We start from the raw sequence: 16,381 nt of genomic DNA, 5'->3' as shown, positions 1-16,381 counted from the left end.
GATCAGGAGACACGACCAAGATGGTCTCAACGGACAGCTTTCCACCGGCAGCCGCCTCGTCCTCTTCCATCGACGCCGGCTCGATTTCGGCCCGCCTCGATCGCCTGCCGCCGACCCGCAGCGTCTGGAAGCTCGTCGTGCTGCTGAGCCTCGGCTTCTTCTTCGAACTCTACGATCTGCTGTACAGCGGCTACGTCGCGCCGGGCCTCGTGAAGAGCGGGATCCTGTCCGCGACGACGCACGGCCTGTTCGGCACCACGGGCGTCGCGAGCTTCATCGCCGCGCTGTTCTCCGGCCTCTTCATCGGCACGATCGCATGCGGCTTCCTCGCGGACCGCTTCGGCCGCCGCGCGATCTTCACGTGGTCGCTGTTGTGGTACACGGCCGCCAACGTCGTGATGGCGTTCCAGGATACGGCAGGCGGATTGAACTTCTGGCGCTTCGTCGTCGGTCTCGGCCTCGGCGTCGAGATGGTGACGATCGGCACGTACATCTCCGAACTCGTGCCGAAGCAGATCCGCGGCCGCGCGTTCGCGTGCGAGCAGGCGGTCGGGTTCGTCGCGGTGCCGGTGGTCGCGTTCCTCGCGTATCTGCTCGTGCCGCACGCACCGCTCGGCCTCGACGGCTGGCGCTGGGTCGTGCTGATCGGCGCGCACGGCGCGCTGTTCGTGTGGTGGATTCGCCGCGAGTTGCCCGAGAGCCCGCGCTGGCTCGCGCAGCAGGGGCGCGTCGACGAAGCCGATCGCATCATGCGCGCGCTCGAGGCGAAGGTCGAAGCCGAATATGGCCGGCCGCTGCCGCCGCCCGCGCCGGCCGAGCCGGTGCCGCCGCGCGGCAGCTTCCGCGACATGTGGGTGCCGCCGTATCGCAGCCGCACGATCATGATGACGATCTTCAACGTGTTCCAGACGGTCGGTTTCTACGGCTTCGCGAACTGGGTGCCGACGCTGCTGATCAAGCAGGGCATCACGATCACGTCGAGTCTCATGTATTCGAGCGTGATCGCGCTCGCGGCGCCGCTCGGCCCGCTGATCGGCCTCGTGATCGCCGACCGCTTCGAGCGCAAGTCGGTGATCGTCGCGATGGCGGCGGCGATCGTCGTCTGCGGGCTGCTGTTCAGCCAGACGACGGCGGGCGCATTCCTGATCGTGCTCGGCATCGGCCTCACGCTCGCGAGCAACATCATGTCGTACAGCTTCCACGCATATCAGGCCGAGCTGTTCCCGACGTCGATCCGCGCGCGCGCGGTGGGCTTCGTCTACTCGTGGAGCCGCTTCTCGGCGATCTTCTCGTCGTTCGTGATCGCGGCCGTGCTGAAGGGCTTCGGCACGTTCGGCGTGTTCGCGTTCATTGCCGGCGCGATGGTGATCGTGATGGCCGCGATCGGGTTCATGGGGCCGCGTACCAAAGGCATCGCGCTCGAAACCATTTCGAAGTAGACGCCGGTTGCGCACTCGCGTGTCGCGTGCGGCACGCGGGTGACAAGCAAGCGGCAACGAGTTGAAACAAAGCGTGACGAAGCGCAATACCGCCGCGAAACCGGGGGTTCGGCCCTGCCGATTCGTGTCCGCGCGGGTAGAATGAAAGACCTGACGACTCATTAGCCGCCATTGGACCGAACGCGTTGTACTGCGAACGACTCCACCGCGAAGAGGCGTCGGCGCCGGGCACATGCATGCGCCGGCGTGTCGATGGCTCGCGCGGGAGATGCGCCGTTCGCCACGTGCGATGGCCGGATCGGCCGATGGCTTCGATCGCATGATGCTCTCCGACCTGACGCGGCGGTTATCCAGGCCGCGTTGCCGTACCCTCGCGGTCGCCACGTATGTGTGGCTCGCGGCCGCAGTTCCGATCTCCGTTCTTGTCGCGCGGCCGGCCTTCGCCGCGTCCGACGTACCGTCGGCCACTGCTACGTCTTCCTCATCAAATGCTTCGGCCGCGCATCCGGCTTCGGCGGCGCACGTGTCGTCGGAGGCGGCGCCGGCATCCGCGGCGTCCGCCGCGTCCGCGGCCTCTCCGGCATCGGCGGCATCCGCCACACCGGCAAGCGAAGCCGAAGCACCCGCACCGACGCCGCCGCGGCGGCACCCGCCGCTGTCGGCCGAGGAGGCGAGGAGCGCAACCGCGCGTGCGATCGACATGCGCAAGCGCTTCACGCAGGAAGTCACGCGACGCCTGAACGTGCCCGCGAGCGAGCAGCGCGCGTATGGCGATCGCCTTCAGAACGCGCTCGCCGATGCGGATCTCGGCGATCTGGCCGGCGAATACGTTGTGCTCGTCGACCGTGCGCCGAACGTGCAGGCGCTGTTCATCTACTTCCGCGCGACGCCGTCCAATGCGTGGTTGATGATCGGCGCGTCGCCGGTCGGCACCGGCTGGCCCGGCAAATACGATCACTTCCTGACGCCGCTCGGCGTGTTCCACCACTCGCCCGACAACATGGATTTCCGCGCGGAAGGCACGACGAACGACAACGGCATTCGCGGCTACGGCAAGCGCGACATGCGCATCTACGACTTCGGCTGGGTGGACGGCGAGCGGGGCTGGGGCAAGGGCGGCAAGTCGCCGATGCGCTTCCAGATGCACGCGACCGACCCCGATCGCCTCGAACCGCTGCTCGGCATCCGGCATTCGAAAGGCTGCGTGCGGATTCCTGCGTCGCTGAACACGTTCCTCGACACGCACGGCATCCTCGACGACGACTATCAGGCGCGCGTCGAGGCCGGCAAATCATTGTGGGTGTTGCGCCGCGATCGCGACATCACGCCGATCGCCGGCCGCTACCTGGCCGTGATCGACAGCGCGCGCAAGACGCGTCCGGCATGGTCGCCGGCGCCGGGGCGCAACGCATGGTCGAAGTTGCCGAAGAACGGCGACACGGCGGACTGACGACAGCCGGCCCGACGGGGGCGGTACGGCGGGTGCGCCAGTTCGATGCACTGGCCGCGACGCTCGCGGCGGCCTGAGCGCGTTGTCGGTCGTATCCGCCGGCCCGCGCATCGCTCGGGGCCTGACGCAGGTCGCCCACGAAATCGTACGGCGTGCAGTCGCGGAACGCGAAACGCCACGCGTTGGCGACGCGCTCGAACGCGTCGACGATGCGCGATGCGTGACGGGATCGCTTCGTCAAGGATGACGAAGCGTCATTGTCGAGCGGTGCTCAGCGGAAGATTTTCAGCCAGTCGAACAGGCCGGGGTGCGGATGTCGCTTCGGCACCGGTGCCGGCGCACTGCGCGGCCGGAAGTCGGGCGAGAACTGCGCACGCGGATCGATCGCGCGCGCACGCAACGCCGCATCGTAGAACGAGCCGACGATCGGCAGCGCGCTGTGTGCGCCCGCGCCCCAGTAGTCGCTGCGCAGCGTCACGCTACCGTCGTCGAAGCCGACCCACGCACCGGCCACCAGTTGCGGATGCATCAGGATGAACCAGCCGTCCGTGTTGTCCTGCGTCGTGCCGGTCTTGCCCGCGACGTCGACGCGAATCCCGTAGCGCGAGCGGATGTCGGCGCCGGTCCCGTAATCGACGACGCCGCGCATCACGTCGACCAGCGTCTGTGCCGCGGCCACCGGCAGCGCGCGTTCGGGCGGCGCGCTGCCGAACGCGGCGAGCACCTTGCCGTCGCGGTCCTCGATGCGCGTGATCATCTGCGGCGCGACGTATACGCCGCGGTTCGCGATCGTCCCGTACGCCGACACCATTTCCTTCAGCGTGACGGGGCTCGTGCCGAGCGCGAGCGACGGCACCGCGTCGAGCGGGCTGTCGCGCACGCCCATCGCGCGCGCGAGCTGCGCGACCCTGGCCGCGCCTTCGCGCTGCATCACCTGCGCGGTGATGCGATTGCGCGACAGCGCAAGCGCGTCGCGCAACGTCATCGGCGCGTCCGTCGGCGGCTCGGCATCGGTCGGGTGCCACACCGCGTGCGCGCCGATCGGGATCGCGACGGGACGATCGACGAACGTATCGCCCGGCCGCATGCCGTCCGCGAACGCGGCGCCATAGACGAACGGCTTGAACGTCGAGCCCGGCTGGCGTCGCGCCTGCACGACGTGATCGAACGGCTCGCTGCCGAAATCGGGGCTGCCGACCCACGCGCGAATCGCGCCGTTGCGCGGATCGATCGCGACGAAGCCCGCCTGCACCTGCGTCTTGCACTCGCACAACGCGCGGATGAACGCGCGATTCGCGCCGAGCTGCTTCAGCGCCGCCGCATCGGCGAGCCCCGCGTCGCGCGCGGCGCGATAGTCGGGCGTCTGCCGGATGAAGCCGCGGAACAGGTCGTTGCGCAGCCCGCAGCCGGACGGGTTGTGCCACGCGCTATCGGCGATCGCCTGCAGGCGATCGGTCTGCTGCGTCAGCGCTTGCGTCGCCATGTCCTGCAGTTGCGCGTCGAGCGTCGTGCGGACGACGAGGCCGTCGGCGTAAAGATCGTAGTTGTTGCGGTCGGCCCATGCGATCAGCCACTTGCGCAGCTGCACCGCGAAGTGCGGGGCGGGGCCGGGCTGCGCGGTCTGCGGCTCGAAGTCGACGCGCAGGGGCCGGCGCTGCAATTGCGCGAGCTGCCGCGGCGACAGCATGCCCATCGACGCCATCCGGGCGAGCACGATGTTGCGGCGCTGTTCCGCGCGCTCGGGGTTCAGCACCGGGTTGTAATAGCTGTTGCCCTTCAGCATCCCGACGAGCGTCGCGCTTTCGACGATGTCGAGCTGGTCCGCCGACTTGCCGAAATAGGTGCGCGCGGCCATCTCGACGCCATACGCGTTGTACAGGAACGGCACCGTGTTCAGGTAGGTCTCGAGAATCTCGTCCTTGCTGTACACCGTCTCGATCTTGAACGCGGTGATCAGCTCCTTCACCTTGCGCGTGAGCGTCGGCGCGCGGCCGACTTCGTCCGGATACAGGTTGCGCGCGAGCTGCTGCGTGATCGTCGAGCCGCCCTGGCGGCTGCCCGAGAACGTGTGCAGCCCGGCCGCGAGCGTGCGGCGCCAGTCGATGCCGTGATGCGCGTAGAAGCGGTGGTCCTCGGTCGCGATCAGCGCGTCGACCATGTGCGGCGAGATCTGCTTGAGCGGCACCCATTCGCGATTGACGGGTCGGAATTCGGCGATCAGCTGACCGTCGGCCGACAGCACGCGCGCGGGGCGGTCGATGCGCGCCTTGCGGATGTCGCCGATGCTCGGCGTGAACGGCACGAACGCGAGCAGGACCAGCAGGCCGAGCACCGGTATCGCGGCGAGCGTCAGCGCGACACCGTGGCGCGTCGGATGGCGCAGGCGATGCCAAGCGCCGGCGCCCAGCACGCGGGCGCCGGTGCGGCAGCGAAGCCACAGGTCACGAAGAAACGGCACGAAGCGATTCACGACGGCAGGAGCGCGAGCGGAAAAGGCGCGATCCTAGCAAACCGCGCAGCGTTGCCGGCGGCCAAACAGCCCGTTTTCTTGCAGGATTTACAGACGATTACGTTTGTTTCCCGCGGACAACCTTTGGTCGTGTGCGCCGCCGCGATTCGTCCGATGAAACGGTGCCGGCCGCTTCGCCGACCACATCCGCGAGCCGCTGCGCGGCCGCCTCCATCCGCGCGCGATCGAACCCGCCGAAGCCGAGCACGAGGCCCGGACGCGCGGTGCCCGGCGCGAACATCGGCGACACCGCGCGCACCGCGACGCCCGCCTGCGCGGCGCGCGCCACCACGTCGAGATCGTCGATCCCTTCCGCGAGCCACAGCACGACGTGCATCCCCTGATCGCCCGGCTGCACCCACGCGCGCTCGCGCGGCAGCCGCGCGCCGAGCGTGTCGATCAGCAACGCGCGCTGTTCCGCGTAGACGCCGCGCACCCGGCGAATGTGGCGGTCGAGATGCCCTTCCGCGATGAAGGCGGCGAGCACGTGCTGATCGGCGGTCGGCGCGTGCCGATCCATCAGCGCGCGCGCACCGCAGAACGCGGGCACGAGGTCGTCGGGCGCGATCACGTAGCCGAGCCGCAGCGACGGGAACAGGATCTTGCTGAACGTGCCGAGATAGATCACGTGTTCCGGATCCAGACCTTGCAGCGACGGGAACGGATAGCCTTCGTAGCGCAGCTCGCTGTCGTAATCGTCCTCGACCACCCACGCGCGATGCGCGCGCGCCCAGCCGAGCAATGCGTTGCGTCGCGCCATGCTCATCGGCATCCCGAGCGGGTACTGATGCGACGGCGTGACGAACGCCGCGCGTGCGTTCGGCGCGAGACGGATGCCGGCGTCGACGTCGATGCCGTCCGCGTCGACCGGCACGCGGACCATCGCGTCGCTCCGGCCGGTGCTTTCGAGCAGCGCGGTGATGCCGCGATAGGCGGGATTCTCGACCCACGCGCGATCGTTCGGGCCGAGCAGGACCTGGCTCGCGAGGTGCAGCCCCTGTTGCGTGCCGCTCGTGATCACGACCTGATCGGCGCTGCAGCGCACCGAGCGCGAGCGGCGCACGTAATCGGCGATCGCTTCGCGCAGCGGCAGCGCGCCTTGCGGATCCGCGTAACCGGACGGCGCACCGGCGCCGCGGGCGCGCAGGCGGTTGCCGAGCCGGCGCCAGATGTCGTCGGGCGCGGTGAGCCCGACCGGCACCGAGATCGCGAACGGCACGGCCGGCAACGGCCGGAATTCGCGGGCGATCCGCGCGAACGTCGCGGCCGGTTCGGGCAGCCCGGCGGGTGCGGCACGCCGCCGGGCGGCGGGCGGTTCACCGGCCGGCGGAGCGGGCTCGGCCAGCGCGTTCGCGACCCGCGTGCCGGCGCCGCCGCGCGACTCCAGGAAGCCTTCGGCGACGAGCTGCGCATACGCGTCGACGACGGTGCCGCGCGCGACCTGGAGCGACGTCGCGAGCAGCCGCGTGGACGGCAGCGTGTCGCCGGGCCGCATGTCGCCGCGCCGCACCGCGTCCCGCAACGCCTGCGCGAGCTGGCGGCTCAGGTCGCCGGCCGCGCGATCGAGCACGCCGAGCGACGGGATTTCGACGATCCGGGCGGTTCTGGCCATGATTCTGGTCTGCTGAAATTGTTCGAAACCGGCTCTACAGCATAAACCAGTTAGCGATCACAATCTGCGCATGACGGGCCGGTTGCGCCTGTTCCGTCCGAACCCTTTTCGACCGTGGAGCCGCCATGTATGTCCCTGCCGATTGCGCCGAATCCCGCCCCGACGCGCTGCGCGAACTGATCGTCGATCATCCGTTCGGCAGCCTGGTCACGCACGGGAAGGGCGGGCTCGACGCGAACCACCTCCCGTTCGAATTGCTGCCGGCCGACGGCGGCCTTGGCGAGTTGCATGCGCACGTCGCGCGGGCGAATCCGGTCTGGCAGGAGGTCGCGAACGGCGACGAGGTGCTCGTGATCTTCCGCGCCGGCGACGCGTACATCTCGCCGAACTGGTACCCGAGCAAGCATGCGGCGCATCGACAGGTGCCGACGTGGAACTACGTGGTCGTGCATGCATACGGCCGCATCACGGTGCGCGACGACGAGAAGTTCGTGCGCGGCGTGGTCGCGCGGCTGACGCGCACGCACGAGGCGTCGCAGCCGGCGCCGTGGAAGATGACCGACGCGCCGAAGGACTATCTCGACACGATGCTGCAGTCGATCGTCGGGCTGCAGATCGAGATCACGCGGCTCGTCGGCAAGCGCAAGCTCGGGCAGAACAAGGCGGTCGACGATATCCGCGGCGCGGGCGACGCGCTGATCGCGGACGGGAATCTCGCGATCGGGGAGGCGATGCTGGCGGAGGCGGACCGCAAGAAAGAATAGTCTCGCGATCGTGAGGCGCGGCGTCCGTCGCCGAGAGCACAGTGTCGTGCGAAGGTCGTTTGCGGTCGGGCAGATTGTTCTCGACGGTTCTCGCACCTTCTCGTATGGCGCAATGCACATGTCGGTGAAGGTAGCTGGCACGTGTCGTGCAGGTCACGTGGTTTACTTCATGACGGAATCGACCATATAAAGCGTGGCGGTCACGATGAGAATGGCGACACTCCACAGTGCCCACTTTCTGGCGGACCACCGCTTCCAGGCAACGGCGTTGAGTGTGCCGAAAGCGATAGCGGGACCAAAAAAATACGAAACCAATACGGGTAAAACCCACCACGGCGTAGGACATTTACCGAGTTCATGGCAGCCCGTTGCGATATGGTCAGGTTTGAACCATTGAACACGGCTGAGCGTGTACATGAATACCCATGCGACGAGCAACCCGTAAAAGAAGCCGCAGAGTGATATTGCAAACCGTTTCACTTGATTTCCCAAAATAGGATTTGCTTAGCCCCTCCCAGATCAGAATACGATGCGCCGGCCAGTATGGACGCGCCTTGACGGATGGACCCGATGCCAAGATAACGCCCCCATGTCGCGAACCCATTCCAAAATCCGCTGACCGTCAGTCGCGATCCGTTCCACAAATCTATGTGACCACCGCTAGCGTTTTCAGTCGATTCGCCATCGCGCGTCCAGTACCTTGAAAACTGGATGATACCGGTGCGGACTTTGACCTTCGATGCCCAATCCTCCCCAGTGATGTTTTCGGCTTTGGGAAGACCGGCGAACGGCTGTAGCTGCAACCATGCGCCCAACTCATCGGCACGGGTCGCGGTGGGTTTCCCGTCAAGCAAGATACGGCCGATCGTCTTTGAACCCAACATCGGCCTGACGTTCCTCGCATTGAACGATTTCATTCCGACACCGACACGGTGCAGCGCAACGCTAAGGCGAATGGCGCATTGATTGGTATACGCTGGGTCGTCGTACGGATTGCCGGACGGGAAATTATCCCAAAGTTCCTTGAAGGTGACCCCTGCTAACGGCACCACCTTCTCGGAACCTTTCGTGTTGGTAGTACGAACTCTTGTGGGCTCGGTGTGTGGCATCAGTTACTCCCCGTTTTGCTTGGAGAGCGCGTCATCGCCCCAATAGACCATGTAATCACTTGCCCCGTCTCCGGTATGGATACGGGGCAGTTTTCCGCTTGAATCGAGACGCCCAAAATGCATGCGACCGTCGGAGGTTTCGATATAGTAGGGAAACCCTTCCGTTACCTCCTTGGTCGCCCTTACCCGCTCGTCGAAAGCGCCTTTCCTGATCGATGCGATCTCGCCCGTTAGCGTGCGGCTCGAGATGACTTCTCCGAGACCCTTTATCCCATCATTGCACCAAACTTCTCCTGCCAGCAGTGCAACGATGTGCGGTGGAGTCGTGCAGCCGCACAGGACGACATCGTTGTCCAGAGCGACCTCTCCTTGGAATTTGATTCGGTATGGGCCACCGGATTTTGCGATGGTGCCGAGGCTTTGGCACGCGGTGCAGAATGCGTTACCTCCAATCAGGGCTGCTTGATACCCGTGTACAAGGAACGGCGGACCGCGGTATGGTTCAATTGTCCCGCCGCTTGAAAGACTATCGCCAACGACTGCAATTCTTCTTTTCATTGATCAGCCCTCTCGGAAAGCCGTCATCGTAGCCGCGTGGTGCGATAGCGCATCTCGATATTGAGAGGTTTACTTGGAATGGCAAGTTTGAACCAGCAACAATCACGGGGAAACCGCCCGCTGGGGCATGAATCCGGAGTGCGTGCGTTCGCTGTTTCCGAATCGGTTTCCCTGCGGCCGCACGCGTCATCTATTGCGATCGCTTTTCGCCTTCCCCCGCCTGCGCCAGCGCCCCCCGAATCGCCGCTTCCGTCTTGTCATACCCGCCCTCGCCGTACCGCGTATAGACGACCTTCCCGTTCGCGTCGATCAGGTACAGCGCGGGCCAGTACTGGTTCCCGTACGCACGCCACGTGTCGTAGCGGTTGTCCTGCGCGACCGGATACTGGATGCCGAAGCGCTTGACCGCATCGGCGACGTTCTTCGCGTCGCGTTCGAACGGATACTCGGGCGTATGCACGCCGACCACGACGAGCCCCTGGTCGCGATACTTCCGGTACCAGTCGTTCACGTACGGAATCGTATGGATGCAGTTGATGCACGAGTACGTCCAGAAGTCGACCAGCACGACCTTGCCGCGCAACTGGTCGAGCTTGAGCGGCGCGCTGTTGTGCCAGCGCTCGATGCCGGTGAAGTCGGGCGCCGGCGTGCCGGCCAGCGAGGCGGTCATGCCCGCGTCGTCGCGGGTGCCGGCGAACGCGGCGAGCCCGGCCGTGGCGGCGAGGGCGATCACGAGGGCGGTGGTCTTGAATCTGGGCAGCATGGCGGTTCTCCGGTTCGGCCGGCCGCTGCGCGAGTGCGCGGGCCGGACAGGTTTCGACAGCCGCCATTGGGCCGCGCCGACGTATCTGCGGTGTGTCCGGCAAGCCGCGCGTGTGCAATGTTGTGTGTCGTCACGGCGGCGCGATACATTGGGATACAAACGCGCGCCCGCGGTGCGGTATAAAAGCGGACATCACCAGCCGGAACATCACGCCAACGACATCGACTCATGGACAAGATCGACCACGTACTGATCGTCGACGACGATCGCGCGATCCGCGAACTGATCGCGGACTATCTGGAGAAGAACGGCATGCGCGTGTCGCTCGCCGCGAACGGCCGCGAGATGCGCAACGCGCTCGACGACGGCGCGCCCGACCTGATCGTGCTCGATCTGATGATGCCCGGCGAGGACGGCCTCACGCTGTGCCGCGACCTGCGCGCGGGCAAGTTCCGGACGGTGCCGGTGCTGATGCTGACCGCGCGCGGCGAGGAAACCGACCGCATCATCGGCCTCGAGATGGGCGCCGACGACTATCTCGCGAAGCCGTTCGCGGTGCGCGAACTGCTCGCGCGGATCCGCTCGGTGCTGCGCCGCGCGCGCATGCTGCCGCCCGGCATGCAGGTGACGGAGACGGCCGCGATGCTCGCGTTCGGCGAATGGCGGCTCGATACGACGGGGCGTCACCTGCTCGACACCGAAGGCACGCTGGTCGCGTTGAGCGGCGCCGAGTACCGGCTGCTGCGGGTGTTCCTCGACAATCCGCAGCGCGTGCTGACGCGCGACCAGTTGCTCAACCTCACGCAGGGCCGGCAGTCCGATCCGTTCGACCGGTCGATCGACCTGCTCGTGAGCCGGCTGCGGCAGCGCTTGCGCGACGGTGCGCGCGAGCCGCGCTACATCAAGACGCTGCGCAACGAGGGCTACGTGTTCTCGTCGGCGGTGACCGCGGTCGAAGGCGACGCATGAACACGCGCACCCTGTGGCACTGGCCGCGCTCGCTGTTCGCGCGGCTCGCGCTGATCCTGTGCGTGGGCCTCGCGCTCGCGCAGACGCTGTCGTTCTGGCTCACCGTGACCGAGCGCGACCAGGCGACCACCAACCTGATGATGGGCTACATCGAGCGCGAGGTCGCGAGCTCGGTCGCGCTGCTCGACCACCTGCCGCCCGATCAGCGCGCCGCGTGGCTGCCGCGTCTCGCGCGGCGCAGCTACGCGTTCATCCTCGGGCCGGGCGAGACGGGCACGCCACCGGAGGCGCGGCTCTCGGCGCGCGTCGAGCGTTCGATCTCGGACGGCATCGGCGGCGATTACCCGCTGACCGCGAACGCGCTCCCCGGCGATCGCGAGCATCTGCAAGTGCATCTGCGCCTGACCGACGGCTCGCCGCTGACGATCGACATCCATCCGATGTCGACGGTGCCGCTGTCGGGCTGGCTGCCGGTCGTGCTCGCGCTGCAACTCGCGGTGCTGGCCGCATGCTGCTGGCTCGCGGTGCGGCTCGCGACGCGGCCGCTGAAGCAGCTCGCGCAGGCGGCCGACGCGCTCGGCCCCGACCTGAAGGGCGAACGCCTGAACGAGGACGGCCCGTCCGAAGTCGCGCGCGCGGCCCGCGCGTTCAACGCGATGCAGGACCGCATCGCGCAGTACATGGCTGAGCGCATGCAGATCCTCGCGTCGATCTCGCACGACTTGCAGACGCCGATCACGCGGATGCGGCTGCGCGTCGACGTGATGGACGACGACGCGCAGGGCGCGAAGCTGCGCCAGGACCTGCTCGAGATGGAGCATCTGGTGAAGGAAGGCGTCGCGTATGCGCGCACGCTGCACGGCACGGAAGAGGCCGCGCGCCGCATCGATCTCGACGCGCTGCTCGACAGCATCGTGTGCGACTACACGGATGCGGGGCAGGACGTCGCGCTCCACAGCGGCGGCCCGCTCGCGCTCGTCACGCGGCCGAAGGCGCTGCGCCGGATCGTCGGCAACCTCGTCGACAACGCGCTGAAGTTCGCGGGCGCGGCCGAGATCGACGTGCAGGCGGCACCGGGCGGCGGCGCGGTCATCGCGGTGCGCGATCGCGGGCCCGGCATTCCGGATGATCAGCTCGACGCGGTGTTCGAACCGTTCCGGCGCGTGGAGACGTCGCGCAACCGCGAGACGGGCGGCACGGGGCTCGGCCTCGCGATCGCGCGTCAGCTCGCGCTCGCGATGGGCGGCACGCTCACGTTGCGCAACCGGCCGGACGGCGGCGGGCTCGAAGCGCGGTTGACGCTGGCGGACGCTGCGTGATCGGACGCCGCGTGATGCGGCGTCAGCACCGGCCGGTGCGCAGCGCGACGGTCCAGTCGTCGCGGCCGCGCGATGCCGCGGTGGCGGCGGCCGTATGCCAGTCGTATTCGACCGCATGGAACTCGGCGTGCCAGCCGGCCGGCGTGCGCGACACCATCGCATAGCGCGCATGTGGCGAACCGGTTTCGATCCGGTGCGGATGCGGAAGATCGTCCCTATACGCCTGCAGCCCGACGCTGCCCGGGTTGACGATCACACGGCCGTCGTCGAGCTTCGCGATGCGCGGCACATGCGTGTGGCCGCACAGGATCAGCGACGCCGGCGCGTCGCCCGCGCGCTGCGCGATTTCATCGGGCGTCGCCGCGCGGCAGCCGTCGGGCGTCACCGTTTCGAGGAAATAGACGAGATCGCTGGCGGGCGTGCCGTGCACTATCAGCACGTCGTCGCCGAGCGTCAGGCGCTCGGGCAGCGCGGCGATCCACGCGCGATGGTCGTCGCGCAGCGTGTCGTGCGCCCAGCGATCGGACAGCCGCATCGCGTCGCGATCGCCGGTCAGCAATTGCCGTTCGTGATTGCCCTTGATGGTCGGCAGGTCGAGCGCGATCAGGCGGTCGGCCGTGTCGGCGGGATGGAGTGCGCCCGACACGATGTCGCCGAGGTTGACGATCACGTCGGCGCCGCGGCGGCGCACGTCGTCGAGCACCGCGTCGAGCGCGGCGAGGTTGCCGTGGATGTCGGACAGCGCGGCGATTTTCATGGTGAGCAAGTCGAGGCGGGGAACGGCGATTGTCGCGAATGCGGCGCGGATCGTCCAATCGCATCGATGGCGGGACACGCGCGACGCGCGGCGAGTTTCAGTCGGTCGCGAGGCGCGCGTACATCGCGAAATCGCCCGGCACGCCGCGCACCATCCGGTACGCGCGCAACAACCCTTCGTAGCGGTAGCCGCATTTTTGCAGGACGCGCACGGAGCCGGCGTTGCTGGTCAGCACGACGCCCTGGATGCGCATGAAGCCACCTTCGGCGAACGCCCATGCGGTGACGCTCGCGCACAGCGCGCTCGCGATGCCGCGCCCCCAGTGCGACGGCGCGAGGTCGTACGCGATCTCGGCCGAGCGGTTCGCGGTGGACACCGTATGCAGTCCGATCGTTCCCGCGAGTGCGCCCGACGCGTCGTCGACGATCGCGAGACGGCGGATCGAATCCGGATGAGTCGACTCGATGCCGTCGAACAGCGGCAGCAGATCGTCGCGCGCCTGCAGGTTCCAGCTCGTGTGGCGGACGACGTCGTGATTCGACAGGTACGCGTACCACGCGTCGAGATACGCGGGGTCGAGCTGCCGGAGCGACAGGCCGGGGAAACCGGAGCGGGGCGGCGCGGCGATCCTCATCGCGCACCCGCCACGCACGCTGCGGCGCGCATGCCGACGCGCCTACGCGGCATGACGCCGGTACAGCGCGAGCGAACCGGCCAGGGCGAGCAGCATCGCGCCGCACGTGCGTTCGAGCCACAGCGCGCCCGAGCGCTTCAGCAGCCGCACCGCGCGAGCGCCGAGCAGCGCGTAGCCGAACATCACCGCCCCGTCGAGCAGCGCGAACGTGACCGCGAGCGCGACGTATTGCGGCGCGAGCGGCGCGGACGGATCGAGGAACTGCGGCAGGAATGCGGAGAAGAACAGATAGCCCTTGGGATTGGTCGCCGCGGTCAGGAAGCTCTTCGCGAAGATCGACGCGTTGCGTCCGTGCGCCGCGCCACCATGCGCGACGGCGACGTCGAGCGCGCCCTTCGACGTGAGCAGCCGGATGCCGACATACGCGAGATAGGCGGCGCCCAGCCATTTCACCACCGAGAACCAGAATGCCGACGCCATCAGCAGCGCGCCGAGGCCGAGCGCGACCGCGACGATCAGCGCGAAGTCGGACAGCATCGCGCCGGCGAAACCGTAGGCCGCGCGGCGCACGCCGTAGCGCGAGCCGTTGGTCAGTGCGAGCAGCACGGTCGGGCCGGGCGTCGCGATTCCGACGAACGCGACGGCGGCGAAGATCAGCAAGGTCGTTTGATGCATGCCGAAGGCTCCCTGTGCAAGGCGGGTGCTCGATTATCGGGCGCACGTCGTCGCGCTGTACAGCGGCGTTCGATGCGCGAGCGATTATCTCGATTCTCGCAAGAAATTGTTTTCATCATTGCGCTGTCGATGGGAACCGGTTCCAACTACCATGGCGGCCGTGGCGGGCATGCTCGCCGCGACGTCGCGCGCGCGTATCGCACGCGCGCGTTCCCGTATGCGGCCGCGGCCGGCCTCGCATGCCGGCGGATCTCCCTGCCGCACACGCTACTCGCATAGAACAACGGGTTCAGCCCGGAGACGCTAACAACCATGAACAAGCAACTGATCGCAGCCCCGCTGCTGCTCTCGCTCGCGGGCATCGCATCCGCGCAAAGCTCCGTCACGCTGTACGGCATCGTCGACGCGGGCGTCACCTATCGCAGCAACGACCGGGTCGGCTCGCCGGGCGCCTATACCGGGCATTCGAACGTCGGCCTGACCACCGGCAACCTGTCCGGCAGCCGCTGGGGCATCAAGGGTTCCGAGGATCTCGGCGGCGGGATGCGCGCGCTGTTCGTGCTCGAGAACGGCTTCGACATCACCAACGGCACATCGGGCCAGGGCGGTCGCCAGTTCGGCCGGCAGGCGTTCGTCGGCGTCGGCAGCACGCGTTACGGCACGGTCACGCTCGGCCGCCAGTACACGTCGCTCGACGACTTCGTGAGCCCGGTCGGCCCGTCGTCGTTCATCGGCGGCTTCGGCGCGCACCCGGGCGACATCGACGATCTCGACCAGACCGCGCGCGTCGACAGCTCGATCAAGTACACGAGCGCGAACTACTCGGGCTTCACGTTCGGCGCGCTGTACGGCTTCGGCGGCCAGCCGGGCAGCATGAAGCAGCGCAACACGTGGAGCGTCGGCGCGGCATACGCGGCGGGGCCGCTGCGCGTGGGCGTCGGCTACGAGCGTTCGGACAACAGCAAGACGGGCGCGACCGACCCGACGGCCGGCAAGTGGCGAAGCACCGACGACGGCCTGTTCAACTCGTCGATCAACGAAGGCTATGCGAGCGCGCAGTCGCAGCAGATCATCGCGACCGGCGCGACGTACGACTTCGGCCCGGCCGTGATCGGCGTGAACTACAGCAACGTGCAGTACCGCAGCGGTGCGCAGTCGCTGTTCAACGGCCACGCGACCTTCAACGTCGCGGGCGTGTTCACGCGCTGGAACGTGCAGCCGCAGACGCAACTGTTCGCGGGCTACAGCTACACGCGCGGCAGCGACGTCGACGGCATCGACAACCGCGCGCAGTATCACAACGTCACGCTCGGCGCGGTCTACGACCTGTCGAAGCGCACCAGCGTGTACCTGCTCGGCGCGTACCAGCATGCGTCCGGCACGACGCTCGACGCGCTCGGCCGGCCGGTGGCCGCGACCGCGTCGGTGTCGGACAAGGCGAACGGCCACTCGTCCGACTCGCGGTCGCAGGCGATCGTCAGCCTCGGCCTGCGCCAGAAGTTCTGACGGCACGCGCATGACCGGCGGCCCGCGTTCGAGGCGGGCCGCCGGTTGCGTGGCCCGTTGCCTGTCGATGTCTGTTCCGCCGGCAGCGCGCGATCGACATCGTCGATGCGCTGCCATCGCTGCGCGCATCGCTCGTCGCCGCACGCGCGGGACATCTCTCTCCTCATCCGCATCTTCATCGGCAATGGCATTCCGCCGCACATCGCCTTATTTCACATATTCACGACTTTCCCGGCAATGCAGCGTGCGCCGCATAATATTTTTTCTCTTTCATTTTAATTTCGATTTGTAATCATTGAATCGCTTTGCCGGAAATG

The 16,381-nt window shown here is 67.5% G+C and carries 15 protein-coding genes; 6 read left to right on the top strand and 9 right to left on the bottom strand.

What is annotated here, in order from left to right:
• The first annotated feature begins 20 nt into the window (after positions 1–20).
• Complete coding sequence (locus ACV22V_RS28095) at positions 21–1,439, top strand: MFS transporter (protein WP_059697576.1); 1,419 nt, start codon at positions 21–23, stop codon at positions 1,437–1,439.
• Between the two features lie 268 nt (positions 1,440–1,707).
• Positions 1,708–2,889: a hypothetical protein gene (locus tag ACV22V_RS28090; RefSeq protein WP_448016133.1), complete on the top strand. Its 1,182-nt coding sequence runs from the start codon at positions 1,708–1,710 to the stop codon at positions 2,887–2,889.
• Positions 2,890–3,160: 271 nt separating this feature from the next.
• Here the strand turns inward: ACV22V_RS28090 and ACV22V_RS28085 are convergent, their stop codons facing one another.
• Together ACV22V_RS28085 and pdxR are read right to left on the bottom strand one after the other, a co-directional pair.
• On the bottom strand, positions 3,161–5,359 hold the full coding sequence (locus ACV22V_RS28085; protein ID WP_448016132.1) for a penicillin-binding protein 1A: 2,199 nt from the start codon (positions 5,357–5,359) through the stop codon (positions 3,161–3,163).
• Positions 5,360–5,456: 97 nt separating this feature from the next.
• Complete coding sequence (pdxR, locus tag ACV22V_RS28080; protein ID WP_448016131.1) at positions 5,457–7,010, bottom strand: MocR-like pyridoxine biosynthesis transcription factor PdxR; 1,554 nt, start codon at positions 7,008–7,010, stop codon at positions 5,457–5,459.
• Positions 7,011–7,135: 125 nt separating this feature from the next.
• On the opposite strand from pdxR, the gene ACV22V_RS28075 reads away from it, so the two are divergent.
• Positions 7,136–7,774, top strand: a complete 639-nt coding sequence (locus ACV22V_RS28075; protein ID WP_448016130.1) for an FMN-binding negative transcriptional regulator — start codon at positions 7,136–7,138, stop codon at positions 7,772–7,774.
• 162 nt (positions 7,775–7,936) lie between these two features.
• On the opposite strand, the gene ACV22V_RS28070 is transcribed toward ACV22V_RS28075, so the two are convergent.
• The 4 genes from ACV22V_RS28070 to ACV22V_RS28055 all read right to left on the bottom strand — a co-directional run bounded on the left by ACV22V_RS28070 (position 7,937) and on the right by ACV22V_RS28055 (position 10,204).
• Entirely contained in the window at positions 7,937–8,191 is a 255-nt protein-coding gene (locus ACV22V_RS28070) for a hypothetical protein (protein WP_448016129.1), read from the bottom strand.
• 59 nt (positions 8,192–8,250) lie between these two features.
• On the bottom strand, positions 8,251–8,883 hold the full coding sequence (locus tag ACV22V_RS28065) for a type VI secretion system amidase effector protein Tae4 (RefSeq protein WP_448016128.1): 633 nt from the start codon (positions 8,881–8,883) through the stop codon (positions 8,251–8,253).
• 3 nt (positions 8,884–8,886) lie between these two features.
• The gene (locus ACV22V_RS28060) at positions 8,887–9,441 is read right to left on the bottom strand and encodes a PAAR domain-containing protein (protein ID WP_223965405.1); all 555 of its coding nucleotides are present in this window, start codon (positions 9,439–9,441) and stop codon (positions 8,887–8,889) included.
• A gap of 190 nt (positions 9,442–9,631) precedes the next feature.
• Complete coding sequence (locus ACV22V_RS28055; RefSeq protein ID WP_448016127.1) at positions 9,632–10,204, bottom strand: thioredoxin family protein; 573 nt, start codon at positions 10,202–10,204, stop codon at positions 9,632–9,634.
• Between the two features lie 228 nt (positions 10,205–10,432).
• Here ACV22V_RS28055 and ACV22V_RS28050 point away from each other — a divergent pair, with 228 nt between their 5' ends.
• Positions 10,433–11,173 carry a response regulator gene (locus ACV22V_RS28050; protein ID WP_059532572.1) on the top strand — a complete coding sequence of 247 codons (741 nt, stop codon included), beginning with the start codon at positions 10,433–10,435 and terminating at the stop codon, positions 11,171–11,173.
• Complete coding sequence (locus ACV22V_RS28045; protein ID WP_448016126.1) at positions 11,170–12,492, top strand: ATP-binding protein; 1,323 nt, start codon at positions 11,170–11,172, stop codon at positions 12,490–12,492. The genes ACV22V_RS28050 and ACV22V_RS28045 overlap by 4 nt, the downstream gene beginning before the upstream one ends.
• A gap of 22 nt (positions 12,493–12,514) precedes the next feature.
• Here the strand turns inward: ACV22V_RS28045 and ACV22V_RS28040 are convergent, their stop codons facing one another.
• From ACV22V_RS28040 to ACV22V_RS28030, 3 genes are all read right to left on the bottom strand, one after another.
• Positions 12,515–13,249: a metallophosphoesterase family protein gene (locus ACV22V_RS28040; RefSeq protein WP_448016125.1), complete on the bottom strand. Its 735-nt coding sequence runs from the start codon at positions 13,247–13,249 to the stop codon at positions 12,515–12,517.
• A 97-nt stretch (positions 13,250–13,346) separates the two neighbouring features.
• Positions 13,347–13,883 carry a GNAT family N-acetyltransferase gene (locus ACV22V_RS28035; RefSeq protein WP_448016124.1) on the bottom strand — a complete coding sequence of 179 codons (537 nt, stop codon included), beginning with the start codon at positions 13,881–13,883 and terminating at the stop codon, positions 13,347–13,349.
• Between the two features lie 42 nt (positions 13,884–13,925).
• Positions 13,926–14,558: a LysE family translocator gene (locus tag ACV22V_RS28030; protein ID WP_448016123.1), complete on the bottom strand. Its 633-nt coding sequence runs from the start codon at positions 14,556–14,558 to the stop codon at positions 13,926–13,928.
• 312 nt (positions 14,559–14,870) lie between these two features.
• Between ACV22V_RS28030 and ACV22V_RS28025 the strand changes: the two genes are divergently transcribed.
• Positions 14,871–16,064 carry a porin gene (locus tag ACV22V_RS28025; protein WP_448016122.1) on the top strand — a complete coding sequence of 398 codons (1,194 nt, stop codon included), beginning with the start codon at positions 14,871–14,873 and terminating at the stop codon, positions 16,062–16,064.
• The last annotated feature ends 317 nt before the right edge of the window (positions 16,065–16,381 follow it).

It is taken from the genome of Burkholderia sp. AW33-5, assembly GCF_053427615.1.
This window is presented reverse-complemented; position numbering and strand designations above follow the sequence as displayed.